General features: G+C 64.1%; 17 protein-coding genes. 7 read left to right on the top strand and 10 right to left on the bottom strand.

Annotation, left to right across the window (positions count from 1 at the left end; all coding sequences use genetic code 11):
- The first annotated feature begins 11 nt into the window (after positions 1-11).
- Positions 12-971, top strand: a complete 960-nt coding sequence (gene speB, locus AC5WEY_RS10235; RefSeq protein ID WP_495645827.1) for an agmatinase — start codon at positions 12-14, stop codon at positions 969-971.
- Positions 972-975: 4 nt separating this feature from the next.
- On the opposite strand, the gene AC5WEY_RS10230 is transcribed toward speB, so the two are convergent.
- Both AC5WEY_RS10230 and AC5WEY_RS10225 read right to left on the bottom strand, forming a co-directional pair.
- A complete protein-coding gene (locus tag AC5WEY_RS10230) occupies positions 976-1,875 on the bottom strand; it encodes a universal stress protein (protein WP_495645826.1) in 900 nt (299 codons plus the stop codon).
- Positions 1,872-3,314 (bottom strand): amino acid permease, encoded by a 1,443-nt coding sequence (locus AC5WEY_RS10225; protein WP_495645825.1) that lies wholly within the window; start codon positions 3,312-3,314, stop codon positions 1,872-1,874. Before AC5WEY_RS10225 ends, AC5WEY_RS10230 begins: the two co-directional genes overlap by 4 nt.
- A gap of 176 nt (positions 3,315-3,490) precedes the next feature.
- Here AC5WEY_RS10225 and AC5WEY_RS10220 point away from each other — a divergent pair, with 176 nt between their 5' ends.
- The 4 genes from AC5WEY_RS10220 to AC5WEY_RS10205 all read left to right on the top strand — a co-directional run bounded on the left by AC5WEY_RS10220 (position 3,491) and on the right by AC5WEY_RS10205 (position 6,779).
- Positions 3,491-4,705, top strand: coding sequence for a PucR family transcriptional regulator (locus AC5WEY_RS10220; protein ID WP_495645824.1), 1,215 nt, complete (start codon positions 3,491-3,493; stop codon positions 4,703-4,705).
- Between the two features lie 225 nt (positions 4,706-4,930).
- Positions 4,931-5,086, top strand: a complete 156-nt coding sequence (locus AC5WEY_RS10215; RefSeq protein WP_200936494.1) for a hypothetical protein — start codon at positions 4,931-4,933, stop codon at positions 5,084-5,086.
- Positions 5,083-6,153, top strand: coding sequence for a TerC family protein (locus AC5WEY_RS10210; RefSeq protein ID WP_495645823.1), 1,071 nt, complete (start codon positions 5,083-5,085; stop codon positions 6,151-6,153). The genes AC5WEY_RS10215 and AC5WEY_RS10210 overlap by 4 nt, the downstream gene beginning before the upstream one ends.
- A 77-nt stretch (positions 6,154-6,230) precedes the next feature.
- Positions 6,231-6,779, top strand: coding sequence for a Dps family protein (locus AC5WEY_RS10205; RefSeq protein WP_057475809.1), 549 nt, complete (start codon positions 6,231-6,233; stop codon positions 6,777-6,779).
- Positions 6,780-6,845: 66 nt separating this feature from the next.
- Here AC5WEY_RS10205 and AC5WEY_RS10200 read toward each other — a convergent pair whose 3' ends face one another.
- Positions 6,846-7,307, bottom strand: coding sequence for a hypothetical protein (locus tag AC5WEY_RS10200; protein WP_495645822.1), 462 nt, complete (start codon positions 7,305-7,307; stop codon positions 6,846-6,848).
- Positions 7,308-7,424: 117 nt separating this feature from the next.
- Between AC5WEY_RS10200 and AC5WEY_RS10195 the strand changes: the two genes are divergently transcribed.
- Positions 7,425-7,622: a CsbD family protein gene (locus AC5WEY_RS10195; protein ID WP_068050352.1), complete on the top strand. Its 198-nt coding sequence runs from the start codon at positions 7,425-7,427 to the stop codon at positions 7,620-7,622.
- 76 nt (positions 7,623-7,698) lie between these two features.
- Here the strand turns inward: AC5WEY_RS10195 and AC5WEY_RS10190 are convergent, their stop codons facing one another.
- Together AC5WEY_RS10190 and AC5WEY_RS10185 are read right to left on the bottom strand one after the other, a co-directional pair.
- Complete coding sequence (locus AC5WEY_RS10190) at positions 7,699-8,427, bottom strand: EAL domain-containing protein (protein WP_495645821.1); 729 nt, start codon at positions 8,425-8,427, stop codon at positions 7,699-7,701.
- Positions 8,424-9,581, bottom strand: coding sequence for a PucR family transcriptional regulator (locus AC5WEY_RS10185; RefSeq protein ID WP_495646526.1), 1,158 nt, complete (start codon positions 9,579-9,581; stop codon positions 8,424-8,426). The genes AC5WEY_RS10190 and AC5WEY_RS10185 overlap by 4 nt, the downstream gene beginning before the upstream one ends.
- A 456-nt stretch (positions 9,582-10,037) precedes the next feature.
- Here AC5WEY_RS10185 and AC5WEY_RS10180 point away from each other — a divergent pair, with 456 nt between their 5' ends.
- Entirely contained in the window at positions 10,038-11,225 is a 1,188-nt protein-coding gene (locus tag AC5WEY_RS10180) for an esterase/lipase family protein (protein ID WP_495645820.1), read from the top strand.
- A 54-nt stretch (positions 11,226-11,279) separates the two neighbouring features.
- Here the strand turns inward: AC5WEY_RS10180 and AC5WEY_RS10175 are convergent, their stop codons facing one another.
- Genes AC5WEY_RS10175 through AC5WEY_RS10155 form a run of 5 tightly spaced genes read right to left on the bottom strand, consistent with a single transcriptional unit; the run spans position 11,280 to position 16,349 of the window.
- The gene (locus tag AC5WEY_RS10175) at positions 11,280-12,302 is read right to left on the bottom strand and encodes an LLM class flavin-dependent oxidoreductase (protein WP_495645819.1); all 1,023 of its coding nucleotides are present in this window, start codon (positions 12,300-12,302) and stop codon (positions 11,280-11,282) included.
- A gap of 33 nt (positions 12,303-12,335) precedes the next feature.
- Positions 12,336-13,166, bottom strand: coding sequence for a glycosyltransferase family 2 protein (locus AC5WEY_RS10170; protein ID WP_495645818.1), 831 nt, complete (start codon positions 13,164-13,166; stop codon positions 12,336-12,338).
- Positions 13,163-14,167: a glycosyltransferase gene (locus tag AC5WEY_RS10165; protein WP_495645817.1), complete on the bottom strand. Its 1,005-nt coding sequence runs from the start codon at positions 14,165-14,167 to the stop codon at positions 13,163-13,165. Before AC5WEY_RS10165 ends, AC5WEY_RS10170 begins: the two co-directional genes overlap by 4 nt.
- Entirely contained in the window at positions 14,164-15,273 is a 1,110-nt protein-coding gene (locus AC5WEY_RS10160) for a glycosyltransferase (RefSeq protein WP_495645816.1), read from the bottom strand. The genes AC5WEY_RS10165 and AC5WEY_RS10160 overlap by 4 nt, the downstream gene beginning before the upstream one ends.
- Positions 15,270-16,349: a glycosyltransferase family protein gene (locus tag AC5WEY_RS10155; protein ID WP_495645815.1), complete on the bottom strand. Its 1,080-nt coding sequence runs from the start codon at positions 16,347-16,349 to the stop codon at positions 15,270-15,272. Before AC5WEY_RS10155 ends, AC5WEY_RS10160 begins: the two co-directional genes overlap by 4 nt.
- Positions 16,350-16,457: the final 108 nt, after the last annotated feature.

The raw sequence follows: 16,457 nt of genomic DNA, 5'->3' as shown, positions 1-16,457 counted from the left end.
AGGAATTCTCGATGAACCCGAGCAATCCCGAGCACCCACCGATCGGTCCGGTCGACGCCACCAAGGTCCCCCGCTACGCCGAGCCGACCACCTTCGCGCGGCTGCCCCGTCTCGACGAGGTGTCCAGGGCCGACGTGACCATCCTCGGCGTCCCGTTCGATTCCGGCGTGAGTTACCGCCCGGGAGCGCGTTTCGGCCCGGGTCACATCCGAGCGGCCTCCAAACTGTTGCGGCCCTACAACCCTGCGCTGAAAGTGTCACCCTTCGCCCGTCAACAGGTGGCGGACTTCGGCGACATCGGGGTCAATCCGTTCGACATCAGCGAGGCCCTGACCACGGTGCACGACGCGGTGACGGACTTGCGCGCGGACGGCTCGTCGGTTCTCACCCTCGGCGGCGACCACACCATCGCTCTGCCGATCCTGCGATCGCTCGCACGCGATCACGGGCCGATAGCGGTGCTGCACTTCGATGCTCACCTCGACACGTGGGACACGTACTTCGGCGCGCCCTACACACACGGGACGCCGTTCCGGCGAGCCAGCGAGGAAGGGCTCATCGACCTCGAACGCTCGCAGCACATCGGCATTCGCGGCCCTCTCTACAGTGAGCAGGACCTCGAGGACGACCGGGTGCTCGGCTTCCAGGTGATCCGCTCCGACGACTACGAGTTCGACGGCGTGGCGAGCATCGTGGAGCGGATGCGTCGCCGCCTCGACGGTGGCCCGGTGTACGTCTCGGTCGACATCGACGTACTCGACCCGGCACACGCTCCGGGCACCGGTACTCCGGAAGCCGGAGGAATGACCTCTCGCGAACTGCTGAACACACTGCGTGGACTCGTCGGACTGAATGTGGTCGGCGCCGACATCGTCGAGGTCGCTCCTGCGTACGACCACGCCGAGATCACCGGAATAGCGGCGGCCCACGTTGCGTACGAACTGCTTTCGGTGCTGGCCCTCAACCGATAGAACGTCACCGCCGGGGCAACACCAGGATCGGCACCGGCGAATGGCGGATGATCTTGGTCGCTCGCGAACCGAGGAACACCCGAGCAATGGGCCCCAACGGTCCGGACGATCCGATGGTCAGTACTTCGCCGTCCTGCCAGTGCAATTCGTCGAGGGCTTCGCGCCAGCTGCCGGCCGAGGCCAGCTCCGTTGTCACCTGTTCGGCCGGAAGTCCGACCGCAACAGCGTCGTCCACCGCCGCGGTGAGTGCCTCGCTCAGCCCTCGGGCGAGTTCGGCGGCAACATCGTCCTCGGCACGCAGTCCGATCTCGGGTGGGTACATCGTCGCCCCGCGCACGACGAACGACGCCAATCGCAGTGCAATGCCCGCATCCCTGGCCAGTTCCGCGGTCGGTCCCACCACACGCGAGGCCTCGCTGTCACCGGAGAACGCACAGGTGATCCGTGTCAACGTCGCACGTTCACGCATGCGATATCCGCGCGGCGCGAGCGCTACCGTCACCGGCGAGGAGTGCAGCAACTTGTCTGCGGTCGACCCGACGACCACCTGCCCGAGCGCCCCGTCGCCCGAGGAACCGAGTACCAGAACCGACGCGGAGAGGTTCAGTGCTGCTTCGGTCAACGCGGTCGACACCGAGCGATGCGCCAGACGATGAAACGATGCCGTGATGTCCGGGGCCCGGTCTTCGAGGTAGTGCCGGGCCTTGGCCTCGGACTCGGCGGCCGTCACCGCCGCCCAATCCGCGAACTCGGCATCGACGCGAGCCATGGACGGCGTGGACCACGGCTTGGGCACCACCGTCGCAACGTCGATATCGGTACCCGAAGACCGCGCGAGTTGGGCACCGAGGTCGAGGGCACCGACACTGCCCTTTCCCGGCGCGAAGGCGATCAGAACGCTCATTCCGCGTCCTTTCCAACCGATCGAAGCGCCGAATGATGTCGACCCCACAGGAAGTAGAACGCGAGAACCACGGCGAGCCAGAGCCCGAACCAGAACCAGGTAGTCCACCGCAGACCCGAGAGGATGTACACGCATGCAGCGACCGACAACACCGGCGTCACCGGGTAGCCCGGCACCTTGAACGGGCGCTCCAGGTCCGGCATCGTCCGACGAAGCACTATTACCCCGATCGCGACGACGATGAACGCGACGAGTGTTCCGATCGACACCAGATCGGCCAGCTTGTCCAGCGGAATGAACGCAGCGAGTATCGAGATGATCACCGCGACCACGATCGTGTTGTTGACCGGGGTGTGCGTGCGCGGACTGACTTTCGCAAACGCCTTCGGCAACATGCCGTCTCGGCCCATGGCAAACAGAATGCGTGTCTGCCCGTACATCGTCACCAGGGTCACCGAGAAGATCGAGATGACTGCGCCGGCCGCCAGAATTGTTGCCGGCCAGGCCTGCCCGGTCACGTTGCGGAGAATCTCGGCCAAGCCCGCTTCCTCCTGACCGGCGAAGGCGGTCCACGGCTGAGTCCCCAGAGCCGACACCGCGACCACGAGGTAGAAGACGATGACGACGATGAGCGCCGCAATGATGGCCCGCGGCATGGTCTTCTGCGGATTCTTCACCTCGTCGCCCGCGGTGGACACCGCGTCGAGTCCGATGAACGAGAAGAAGATGGTGCCTGCGGCCGCCGTGACACCGGCAGTACCCAGGGGCATGAAATCGGAGAAGTTCCCCGAATCGAAGGCGGAGAATCCGACGACCGCGAACAGTGCGAGCACACCGAGTTTGATGACGACCATGACCGCATTGACTGCAGCGGATTCACTGGCACCGCGAATGAGGAGCACTGCGCACAACACGATCAGCACCACAGCAGGCAGGTTCATCACTCCCGGATCGGCGTCACCCGGTGCAGCGGACAACGCATGCGGGATGGTGAAACCGAAGAGATTGTTGAGCAGTTCGTTGAGATACCCGCTCCACCCCACCGCTACGGCGGCACTCGACACCCCGTACTCGAGCAGCAGACAGGCCGCGACCCCCATCGCGACCACCTCGCCCATCGTCACGTACGCGTACGAGTAGGTAGAGCCGGAAACCGGCACTGCCGACGCCATTTCGGCGTAACAGATAGCGGCGAGACCGGCCGCGATACCGGCCGCCAGGAACGAGAGCACCACCGCCGGACCGGCTTCCGGGACGGCGAGCGAGAGCACGAAGAAGATACCGGTGCCGATGGTGGCACCGACTCCGAACATCGTCAGTTGGAACGTGCCGATGGTGCGTTCGAGCCCCCCGCTGCTCTGCTGATCGGGGTCCACGATCGGCTTCTTGCGGAGCAACTGTGATCGCAGCCCCGATGCGGGTCTCTTCGACGAAGTCATGGTCGGCTCTCCCACCGTGGAGGCGAACGTGCGGATCGGCTGATTGTGCTCCCGGATGGTGCCGGTCGCATATCGAACACGCCGCGAAAGGTCTCGATTCACGCAGCGACTCGTTTCGGGACTGCCACCGCGATGCCTACGATTGAGCTTCGATCGGATGGGAGACGGGCGAACACATGGCCACACAGGAGGGCGGGGCACGGCTCGACACGGTCGCAGGGCTGGCCGCGTCGGACGCCGGCGGCCTCGACGTCGTGTTCCTCGGCAACTTTCTCGACGTCCTCACCGATGCGGTGAACGCGGGTGTTCCGCTCAGACGACAGCAGCTCAGAGCGTTCCGGGCACAGGGTGATGCTGCTGCGCGGGCCGGAGTCGCATTGCGCGCACTGCTCGACCTGTATCTGTCCTCGGCATGGCGGCTGTGGCGAGAACTGCCCGCAGTGACGGCAGCCGCCGACAATCCCGCCGGCGTCGTGACGGCAGGCGAGGTGATGCTGCGGGCCGTCGACGACGCAGTGGCCGAACTCGCCGAGGGCTTTCAACTCGCCCGTCGCACGCTCGTTCGTGCCGAGGTACTCGCCCGCCGCGAGTTCGTCGACGATCTGCTGTCCGGAACATCCGACGTCGCCGGGGTACTCGGACGCGCCCAGACGTTCGGACTGGATCTGTCGAGTCCGCACGCGGTAGCGGTGGTCACGTCGAGCAAGCCGTTCACCGATGCGAGTTCGGCGATCGGGCTCGTCGAGCGCAGCGTGCAGGGCAGCAAGGGTGACGCCGAGTTGCTCGTCGCAACCAAACAGGGCCGGTTGATTCTGGTATTCCCGGCGCCCGACCGCGAGGCCGTCGAGTACGTGCTCACCAGAGCGGGACGTGTGCTCGGTACGTCTGCGCGGACCCCGACCGACTCCGTCGACCTCCGTCGCGACGGCGAGTACGGCAGGACGCAGATCGGCGTCGGTCGCCCACGCGGAGGAGCAGCGGGCGTCGCCGCGTCGTACCGAGAGGCGCTCGATACCCTGGAACTCGCCGCCTCTCTCGGGCTCGAGACACCGATGGTCGATGCTCGCGATCTGCTGGTCTATCGGGTTCTCATCAGTGACCGCCCCGCCATCGCCGATCTGGTCGACACGCTGTTGACACCGCTGCTGGTCGCCCGCGGGGGTGCCGGTCCCTTACTGGAGACCTTGCAGGTGTATTTCGACACCGGCGCGAACTCCGCATCCACGGCGAGACGTATGCACCTCTCTGTGAGGGCGGTCACGTACAGATTGTCGCGAATACATGATTTGACCGGTCAGGATGTGGGCAATCCCGTCGAGGCATTTGCGCTGCATACAGCCGTACTCGGTGCCAGGTTGCTCGATTGGCCCGGCGATCGCGTGCCGTCATGACGGGTCAAGTTGACCAACTTGCCGGGTTCCGGCAACCAAACCCGACGAAACATGTCCGCAAAACTACCCTGCCTGCTTGAAACCGAACAGTCACACTGGAGTAGTCGCGGTCGGACCCACCAAGCGTGGGGCCCCGCGGAAGGACCCACGATTCCCGTCGAGCAGAACGCTCGGCCGGAACGCCACCGAATCAGCAGAACGAGAACGTGAAGGAGCATGTGACAGATGTCGTCATTGGTTCAGAAGTTGACCTCATTCGCTCGCAGCCCACAGGGCAAGAAGATGGTCGATCAGGCACGTAGATACGCAACCAAGCCGGAGAATCAGGCGAAGTTGAAGCAGCTCGGCAGCAAGTTCACCGGTAAGGGTGGTCGTTCATGAACGTCGTTCCATGGTGGGCGTGGGCGGCTTTCGGTGCCGTCGTCCTCATCCTGCTGGCAATCGACTTGCTGGCGCACCGCGGTGCCCACATCATCGGCTTCAAAGAGGCCGCATGGTGGAGTGCCCTGTGGGTCGGCGTGGCCATCATCTTCGGCATCGTCGTGTTCTTCACGCTCGGCACGACGGCCGGCGTCGAATACACCACGGCATGGCTGTTGGAGAAGAGTCTGTCCGTCGACAACCTCTTCGTCTTCGCGCTGATCTTCGGTTACTTCAAGGTTCCCCGTGAGTATCAGCACCGCGTGTTGTTCTTCGGTGTTATCGGTGCCTTGGTCTTCCGTGGCATCTTCCTGGCCGCCGGTGTGGCCATCGTCAGCAAGTTCGCTGCCGTTCTGTTCGTCTTCGCAGCCATCCTGCTGTACAGCGCATGGAAGCTGATGAAGGACGAGGACGACTCGTACGACCCCGGTACCTCCATCGCAGTCCGCTTGCTCAAGAAGATCGTCCCCGTTCAGGACGAATACGCCGGTACCAAGTTCTTCGTCAAGGAAGCGGGCAAGCGGGTGGCCACGCCGCTGCTCGCCGTAGTAGTGGCGATCGAGGCCGCTGACCTGGTGTTCGCAGTCGACAGCGTTCCTGCTGTTCTGGCCGTGACCGACGACCCGTTCATCGTGTACTCCTCGAACGCGTTCGCCATCCTCGGACTGCGTGCCCTGTACTTCTTGCTCGCAGGGTTGCTCGAGAAATTCCACTACCTGTCCAAGGGTTTGGCGATCATCCTGGCCTTCATCGGCGTCAAACTGATGCTGCAGGCCGGACACAAGGTGATCAGCACGTCGATCCCCGAGATTCCCTCCCTGGTCAGCCTGGTGGTCATCATCGTGGTCCTGACAGGCTCGATCATCCTGAGCCTGAAGAATCCCCCGCCCGAAGACGACAGCGCAGACGCCGTCGACAAGGTCGCGGCCGACAGTCCGATCGTCGATCCGACGGATGGAACATCCGCCGCCGGCAGCTCTGCAACGACAACGTCGGGTACGGATTCACCGAGACTCGACAAGTCCTAGCACCGCACCGAACATGCCCCGCCGATCAGTTCGGCGGGGCATGTTTGTGTTCCGGGGCGTTGGGGCAAACACTGATCATGGCTGAAAAGAACTCGTACACCGTTCCCGGACTCACCTCGGAAAAGGGCGCGCGCGTCGCCGAAATCTTGCAAGATCGACTGAACGCGTACAACGACCTACACCTGACGCTCAAGCACATTCACTGGAACGTCGTCGGACCCAACTTCATCTCGGTGCACGAGATGCTCGACCCGCAGGTCGAGGCCGTTCGCGGTTTCGCCGACGACGTCGCGGAGCGCATCGCAACCCTCGGCGCATCCGCCAAGGGCACGCCCGGCACCATCGTCTCCGAACGTAGCTGGGACGACTACTCGATCGGACGCGCGACGGCTATCGAGCACCTCGGCGCTCTCGATCTCGTCTACACCGGCGTCATCGAGACCACGCGCAAGAACATCGAAGAGGTCGGCGACATCGACCCCATCACCGAGGACATGCTCATCGGCCAGAGTGCCCAGCTCGAACTGTTCCACTGGTTCGTCCGCGCGCACCTGGAGAACTCCGGCGGGCAGCTGTCCACCGCGAGCGCAACCACCGAGGTCGACGCAGCAATTCAAGCAGGCTAGACCCTCTCCACTACAACACCGCCCCCGCCGATACCGGCGGGGGCGGTGTTTTTCGTGCGGACGACGTCAATCGGTCGGTCTTGCCTCGTGCCCGCGGCGGCCGTGCGAACGACGCTGCTCCTTCATTTCTGCCTCGAAGACGTGTCGGCGACCGTCGAGCAGTTCGTCTCGTACCGCCCGTTCATGTTCGCGCAGAGGACTCCAGTATCCGTCGTCGAATTCCTCGACGAGCTGGAACGTCCAGCGGCCGGGCGCGATGTTCCTGCCGATCATGTCGTCGCCGATTCTCTGCGCGAGCGCATCGTGGTCTGCGTCGGCGAGTGCCTCGACCGCTTCTCCGAGAAGGAGATCGGAATGCCCCATCAATTGATGGAACGAATAGAGGTGCCCGCGGGCCCGCTCGACGCATTCGAGCGCCTCGGACAATTTGCCTACTGCGGCCACGGTTGCGTCGTTCACACCGCTCGGACGCCGATGCTCCGGAGACGGCGTCTCGTGGGCGGGGAGGGCGTCGCTGTCTGAGTTCATGGTCGACGGTTACCCGGATCGCATCCGTACAACCGCACCCACAACGGGGATTACCGCGTCAGATCGTGGGTATAGCTCTCCGAGAACGAGTAGGACAATCTATTTCGAGGAGTTCACATGGCTGATTTCATCGACAAGGCAAAGCACAAGGCCGAAGAGCTGGTGGGCGAAGCCAAGGAGAAGATCGGTCACAAGACCGACAACGACGATCTTGCTGCCGAAGGCGCAAAGGATCAGGCCTCGGGCAAGACCAAGCAGGTCGGCGACGATGTCTCCGACGCTGCAGGCAACATCAAGGACAAGTTCAAGAACTGATCCTTACGATCGCACTCGACCCCGCACCTCGAACTGTTCGAGGTGCGGGGTTTGTCGTCGGTGCACGATGTCCGCGTCACATCGGCGGATTCGGGAGCGGCATCGGACGGCCGAACAGCCAGCCCTGTCCCAGGGTCGCGCCCAATGCCAGTGCACGTCGAAGATGCCGACGAGTCTCGATTCCTTCCGCCAGCAGAGTTGCCTCGCTCGTGGCCAAGTAATTTCGCACCTGCCGCATCGCGGTACGGGATCGGTACGGCGACCGGACGATCGACGCGTCGAGTTTGACGATGTCCGGCCTGACCGACGCCAAGAGAACCAGGGTTGCCGGGGTAGCGCCGACGTCATCCATCGCCACGGACATCCCGCGCGCGCGGGCACCTCGAACCAGCGCCAACAGCATCGGCACATTTCGATCGAGATCTCGCTCGGTGATCTCGAGAACCACATCGAGGTCGTTGCCGATTGCATCGAGGTGGATGTCGACGTCACGTTCGTCGACGAAGCAGCCCGGCTCGATATTCAAGAAGAATCGCACTCTGCGCGAGTACGCGCGCTCGCGAGCCGCCCGCAGCGCGGCCGCCCGGCATGCGACGTCCACACGGCCCACCATGCCGCGCTCGCGGGCCAGGGCGAACACGGCCTCGGGAACAGCCAGGCTGGGCGAGGGCCACCTGGCAAGCGCCTCGTAGCCGACGACCGCCCCGGTCGACAGCTCGACGACGGGTTGAAACATCGCGGCCACCGACTCGACCGAGTCGAGGGCCGCCGATGCTGCCAGTACCGCGCCGTCCGACACGGTCACGATATTCGCTCGTCGACCGGAGCGCGCCGGGCTTCGAGGCGGTCGGCAATCAGTGCCGCGTGCAGTCGACGCAGTCCCGACGGCTTCATCGGATCCAATCCGGTGAGCTGCTCCACGCGTTTGAGTCGATAGTCGACCGTATTAGGGTGCACCGTCAGCCAGGTAGCCGTCTTCTTTCGGTTGGAGTCCGATTCGACGAAGGCCTGCAGCGTCGGCAACAGATCGACCGAATCACGCAGTGGATCGATCAACGTCACGAGATGCTTGCGTCCCAGACCTGGCCTGCTCACCTGATACTCGAACACCAGATCCGCGATCCGATACGTTCCCGGCGAGTATCGCAGCCGACGAACGAGACTCAGCAGCTCGTACAGATGCGGCGCAGTAGCAGCGATATCGTCGATCGCTGCCGATGCAGTGGTTGCGGTCACGGCTATCTGCCCGCCGTCTGCGAAACGACCGACCAGTTCGTCGACGTCGACGCCGGGTATGTCAGGCAACAGAATGGTGCCCCCAGTAGCGCTGACGGATGCGATCGGCGCACAATCCGCGTCCAGCGTGGCCAGGGCAGCGTGGATTCTTCGCAGCTTCCGGGCCGCCATCATGCCGGCGTCGCCCCTGCGGGCACCTTCGTCGGCGTGGTTCGGAAAGTGCAGGGCCACCACGTGATAATCCTCGGCGAGCAGTGCACCCATTCGATCGGCAATCTTGCGAGCCGTGCCGTCGCCGGTCAGCAGTGCGTCGAGCAGTTCCGCGTCGTGCCGGGGACCGTTCTGCGTCAGCGTGCGAAATTCTGTGAGGTACGCATCGGAGACGGATTCGGTGACGGCGTCGAGTAGCTCCATGATCAACACGGTGCCGTCGACCATCGGAGCATCGGCATTCTCGTCGGCCACGCGTGGGGCAGTGCGCAGTCCCAGTGCACAGCCCTCGTTTATCGCGTGCTGGATCCGGCCGAGCGGCACGCCGTCGCGGGCCCACCTGGTTGCGGCGTCACGAAAAATATCCATTGCACCTGCTATCGGCAGACGGCCGGATTCCAGGACCCCCGTTGCCAGTTCGCAACAGGTGGTAGTCATGTCGTCGAGCTCACCGCGAGCACAGTCTCGGGGCGGTGGAGTGTCTTCCGGTTCCCCGATGTCCTGATCCAACATCCGGGCTACCGTCTCCCGCGGCGTCCGCAGGCGATCGGATGCACGTCGCCCGCCCACATAATCCTCCTGTGACACGTGCACGCTCTCTGTTGTGGTCACCCGACTCCACCCCTCGCACTCGAAACCTGTAACAGGTTTGTCTGTCGTATCGGCTCGGCACCCCACTGCTGCGGCATCGACCTCGTGCGTCGCTCTCCACTGAGCCCGCGCAGGTATACCGAGCGGCGAAGCGAACACACGAACCGTAGAACAAAAATCAAACCTATGGATTGTTTTGGCCAATATATCCGGCAGCTCATCTTGAATCGAGGTGGCCCAACTCACTTGTGATGCCATCTCACAAATGACGCAGTGGTTACGGGCAGATTCCAAACGCCATGCCAGAGACCGTATTCGACCGAAATCCGCGCCTACTGTTCCGGCTTGTCCATCAACCCTCGTCGAAAGTCAGGCTCCATGACCACTTCTCGGTCCACTTTCCGCGCAACGCGGAAAGCCACCACGGTGCGCGCTGCGATGATCGCGGCAATGGCGTGCTCGCTTGCCCTCGGTACCGGTGTTGCAGCACATGCGCAGCCCACTACCGCTCCCGCTCCGCCCGCCACCGTGCAGGGCGACGACGTCATCCCGCCCGCACCGACCGAGGCGTCTCCCAAGGCCTCCGACCAGGGCATCGTTCCCCCGAGTCTCGATTCTGCGCTCCCCGCGACCAGCACCTACGATCCGAAGACCGAGACGAAGGGAACCGGCCCGGTATTCACCAACTTCATCGCCGGCTTCCTGTACAGCGTCGTCAACCCGAACATCGCGCCGCAGGGTGCCAACGACTGGAACTGCAAGCCATCTGCAGCGCATCCACGACCGGTTGTCCTGCTGCACGGCACCTGGGAGAACGCATTCAACAACTTCGCTCGGATGTCACCTGCGCTGAAGAAGGAAGGCTACTGTGTCTTCGCGCTGAACTACGGTGACACGGACGCCAGCATCGCCGGTCACCTCAAGTCGCTGCGCGGCACCGACTCCGTCGCCTCGAGCGCCAAGGAAATCGCTACCTACATCGACGCTGTGCGCACCGCCACCGGCTCCGCGCAGGTCGACATCGTCGGTCACTCGCAGGGTGGTCTCGTCACCCGCCAGTACCTCCGCTTCGAGGGTGGCGCGAATCCGGCCGATCCCACCAAGAACAAGGTGAACACCGTTGTCAGCGTCGCCGGCTCGAACCACGGCACCACGCTGGTCGGAATCGGCACCCTCGGTCGCACCATCAACAACATCGGCCTGAACGTGCTCGGCGTCGTGGGTGCAATTGCCGGTCCCGCAGCTTCCGACCAGGTCATCGACTCCCCGCTGGTCAAAGCACTGGCCGTGGGCGGTGACACCGACCCCGGAATCAAGTACACCGTGATCGGCACCAAGTACGACGAGGTGGTAACCCCCTACAAGACAACGTTCCTCACCGCAGGCCCCGGCGCCACGGTCAACAACGTCACCCTGCAGGACGGCTGCGGAATCGACCTGTCCGACCACCTGTCGATCTCGGTCTCGCAGCGCGCGATCGGAATCGTGAAGAACGCATTGGATCCGAAGGGCTTCCCCACGAAGTCGATCCCGTGTGCGTACAACTCGCCGATCACCGGCGGATAGTCACCCCGCACGAACAGCACTGATGAGGACGATCGGCCGTACGGTCGGTCGTCCTCATTGCGCTGCAGGGCTCCACCCCAGGGCCGGACCCAGCTCGAGCGCCATGTCGGTGAGGATCTGCACGTAGTCCTCGTGGTCGAAGCTGAACGGCAATGCGAACGCCACCTCGTCCACCGCGCAGAACGACTTGTTGGCATACAACTGCTCGGCAATCCGATCCGAGGTACCGACGAGGTCGGGTGCGAACATCATGCGCGCCGGGCCCTGCGGCTCGTGCGTACGTACCGATCGACCCCGCGCATACTCCTCGTACTTGGCGATCTGAGTGGCACTGGCGCTGTCGGTCGGAATCACGACCAGTCCCTGCGACACCCTCGCATTGGGCCCTGTCGGGTGGAACTGCCGGAACCTGTCGATGTGCGAGAGCTGAATCTCGTCGAAATCGATCGACTCCTCGGCACGTACCACGCTGCTCACCAGGAGATTCATCTCGTTTTCACCGGCCCACTGCGCCGAGCGAAGGCTTGCGCCGCCGTACCACATGCGATGGCGCAAGCCGGGCGAATGCGGTTGCACACGATCGGAATACGATTCGATTCCTTCGGTTCCCGCCCACGTCGACGCCGGCTCACCGGCAACGAAACCGAGCAACCTCGATACGCGTCCGTACCCGAAATCCTCGTCGTTCGCGGTGTCGGGATACAGCGAGTGCTTGACGCGCTCGAACTGCATCGGTGGACCGACACTGACACCGGGATTGATCCGTCCACCCGAGACCACGTCGACCGTCGCAAGATCCTCGGCCAAGCGCAGCGGGTTCTCCCACCCCAACGGCGTCACCGCCGTACCGAGCGCTATCCGGTGGGTCCGCTGCGACGCCGCAGCCATCACAGCGATCGGTGAAGAAATTCCGTACTGCAGATGTCGATGTCGAAGCCACGCGCTGTCGAAGCCCAGTCGCTCGCCGAGTTCGATGATGCTCAGCGTCGATTCGTGCCCTCGCGCCGGATCGGCTTCTTCGAACACGCCGATAGTGAGGAAGCCGAGCGAGCGCAGCGGCTGAGAAGGCTGGGGCACTTGCTTACTCCTCGATCCGAAGGTTCGACCAGCTTAGGCGAGGTGACCGGATGTGCGCCGAATCCCGGAGTCGCCGAACTCGATGAGACCGCGGGACGCGAACGCATCGAGCCAACCGACCATCGGCCACCGACCCCACCGATCGAAGAACGTGCGCGCGTTGGCAACGATGTCGTCGAGATGCTCCAACGGTGGATTCGAGACCGGATGCCACTGGTGGTACGCATGCGCTCCACCCACCCACCGCAACCCGATGCCCGACGCCACCGCCGTGGCAGCAAAATCGGTGTCCTCGCCGCCGTAGCCGGTGTAGTCCTCGCAGAAACCACCCAGTTCGGTCCAGGTCTGCGTGGTGACGGCGAAGGACAGTGACCAGAAGAGATCGAAGTTGTCCCCGTGCTCGACGGTTCCGACCGGCGGATTCGGGCGGGCCGGATGCGGCGCAGTCAGTGCCGCCAACGCCGGACCCTCGGTACCGACGTCGCGTTCCTTCAGGTAGGTCACCGGACCACACAGCAAGGATCGTTCGTTACCCGGAGCGCCTGCCGCACAACGGTATCGCTCCAGCAATTCCTGGGCCGGGATGCAGTCGACGTCGAGGAACACCAACAACTCCGCGCCGCGCTCGACCGCAGCTGCCGCGCCGAGATTACGAGCACGGGCGAGCGGCAGCGCGCCGTCGGCGGGGATCTCGATACAGGTGGCGGCGGAACCGGTGCGGGTCAGCACGTCGGCAATTGCGTCGTCGCCCATGGACACGACGATGTGGTCGACCGGTCCCACTGTGGTCCGCCGCAGACCGCGCACCTGAGCGCCCAGGTGCTCATGTCGACCGGCCACCACGGTGACGACCGCGATGTTCACTGCCGACTCCGTCGAGGTATCGATTGCTCGATGGCTCGGGCTGCTCGCGCGGGCGCACCGTCGGTGTGCAGTGCCGACCACCGGGCACCCCCGAGACCGAGTGCGCGATCCGCCGCGGCATGCCACCGGGCTACGGACGGCCATGTATCGAGCACCTCGGCGATCGACCCGTCGGCCAGGGCCCGGCCGGTGGCCGACTGTTCGCCGAAAGGCCGGGCCTGTGGGACGACGATGGCCGGCGCGCCCGAGGCGGCGACGTCCGCGACGGCGTTCTGACCGGCGTGTGTGACGACGAGAGCGGCCGAACAGAGCACCGGCCAGACATCGTCGATCCATTCGCCGCCGGCGACCCCGAGGGTGCGAAACTCGAAGCGGGCGTCCACCGCGGACCACGAGTCCACCAGATCGCGGGTGAGCGACGTGCCGCCTGCCGCACCCAGCACCACCACCGTCGGAACAGCAGAAGGCGAGGTTCGCTCACGTCCGGCGAATCGGCTGATCGAGCCCGAGAACGTCGTCTTGTCCGCGTAGGGCAACAGCCAGATCGGGTCGTAGACCTCGCGTGACCATGGCGCGACAATGTGTGTCGCGGCCCGGTAGGCCAGACCGTGGATCGGATCCGTGCGCTCCCCCGGAATTGCCATGACGATCACCCGAACTCCCATGAGACGCAGGAACGTCGCCACTTCCACCGACACGTCCACCACTACCGCCGACGGCTTCTCACGCGCCACCCACTGCGCGATGATCGCCATCCGCTCGGTCAGCCCGTCCACATCGTGCGGTGCCCAATGCAGCACTCCTCCCGCCGAACTGTCCTGCGCCACTACATCTGTGGAGTCGTCCACATCGAGCGGCAGCGAGATCCATTCCGCCGCCGCGTGCGCGGGAGGTCGAGTTCTCGAGGACAAGACGGTCATCGGTTCCGACATCGAGCGTGCAATGGCGTCGGCGCGGGTGACGTGACCGACCCCGTGATGGTGCGCGTAGTAGCCGATCATGCGATCGCGAGCCGACCGTCGACCGGGTCCTCGACTGCACGGAGCGTCGAGCGGTACAGCGCCTCGTACTCGTCCACCATCCGATCCATCGAGCACACCGCTTCTGCGCGCGCCCTGACGTCGCTTCTCTTCAGGGCCGCTGCTCGTGGGATCGCAGCGGCGAGGCCCTGCACATCATCGGCCGGTACGAGAACGCCCGACGATGCATCGACGATCTCCGGAATGCCGCCACGCGCGAACGCGGCGACGGGAGTGCCGCAGGCCAGAGCCTCCGCCACCACGAGGCCGTACGGCTCGGACCACACCGGTGATACCAGCGCCACCTCGGCACCTGCCACCAAGGCCGCCAAAGCCGGCTGATCGAGGTGACCGACGTAACGAATGTCGTCGTCGAGCAGCGGTTCGACGACGTCGTGGAAATAGTCGAGATTACTCAGTGGACCCGCGATGCGGAGTGAGCGTCCTGCCAGCCTCGCGGCGGCGATGGCCAGGTGCAGTCCTTTCTCGGGAACGACTCGGCCGGACCACACCACGTAGTCACCACCGCTACCGAAAGGCCACTCCTCCAACGAGATTCCGTTACGAATGACGACGGTGCCGGTCGTGACGTCGGCCCATTGCGAGGCCGCGAACTCACTGACCGCGGCGAAGGTATTGGCTCCGGCAGGGGCCAGCGCCACAGCCGACTCCAACCAGGCGAACGGCGGTGTGTGCAGGGTCGTCACCATCGGCACCGACAACGTCGAGGACATGGCCAGCGGCAGGTAATGCAGGCTGTGGTTGTGCACGATGTCGAAAGACTCGGACAACGTCCCGGCCAATTCCATCATGACCGCGAGATACGCATGGTGCTCGCGAATCGCGGTCGGCGTGATCGAGACATCGGCTATCGATATCGGCGTCAGATCCAACGTTCGGACCGGCAGCAGCGTCGCGTCCAGATCGACACTCGAGCCGTCCGCTGCGAACAAACTCACTCGGTGCCCGCGCTCGGTGAGCGCACGCACCAGGTTGTAGACGTGTGCCTCCAGACCGCCCGCGAAAGGCTGGGCCACCGGAAAACTCGATGACGCCAGCACCGCGATGCGAAGTGGGTTCTCGTTCAACGCATCTCCTTTGTCACTGCTGAATAGATTGCTGCGTGGGTTTCTGCGATCGTTCGTCTTTGCTTCGCTCGGAAGTCGGGATCGAGTGCGGGCGTTCGATCGTCGTGTGCAGCCTGCACGGCGGCAACGAGGCCGACCGCGTCGAAAGAGTCGATTCCCATTCGGAAACTGTGCACCGGGGCTTGGTCCGAATAGAAGCCACAATCCGACGCGACCACGGTCGTGCCCAGATCGCGACATGCTTCCAGCCAGCCCGAGTGGGTGCCGAATCGATACGGCAACAACGACACGTCGATCTCGGTGAGATAGTCCCAGAGCTCGCCGTCGTCGAACCGCTGATGGACCCGCACATCGACGTCGGGAAACGTGTTGTAATCCAATAGTTTTGCGCCGATAGTGGGGCTGTACCAGTGGCTCGAGCTCTCGAAGACATCCTGGTCGATGTCCAACCGAACTGTTGCATCGGGCAGCGATCTCGCTGCCTCGACCACCGCGTCCATTACCGCCAGCGGGTCCATGTTGGATCGTAAGTTCTTGGCGTGAACACCGATCACGGACGACTCCGACCGGGCTCGGGCGCGCTTCATTCGCTCGAGCGGCACCACGTGCGGATGCTCCACCACCGTCGCGCGCACCCCCCATCGATCGTGGATCCACGCGGCTGCGCCCTCGGTCAGGGTGATCACCGCATCGGCTCCGGGAACCAGAACGTCCAGTTGCCGAAGATGATCGGCGTTGTCGGCGACGTGGGGATTGTGCAGATCATGAACGGTCAGAACCAACGCCTGCCGATGGGCACGTAGGTGTTCGACGGTCCGAGCGAGCTCTTCGGGACCGAAGGACTCGAAGCCGAAATGCACGTGCAGCACGTCGAACTGGACGTCGGTCTGCTCGGCGAGCCACTGAGCGTCGAGAAGTCGCGGCGGCCACCATTGGCCGGGTACATCCACGCGGACGGGAGGAGGGTCGGGCAACAACACGACGCGCTCCGAGGTGGGCGCCGTACCGTCGCCGAGCACCGGCTGCAGATGCTGAACGTAGACATGCGAGGAGGGAACCGAGGCAACAGGAATCATGACTTCCTTCGGGTTCAGGCAGGGCAATCGTGCCTGGTCCCGACACGCGATACGTGTCCTGTACCCACTTTTGCCCGGGTTCAATCGGGGTTGGCGCAGCAGGTCTTG

The organism is Rhodococcoides sp. S146-33, assembly GCF_059489205.1.
The sequence above is the reverse complement of the archived record's forward strand: the minus strand, read 5'-3'. Positions and strand labels throughout refer to the sequence as shown.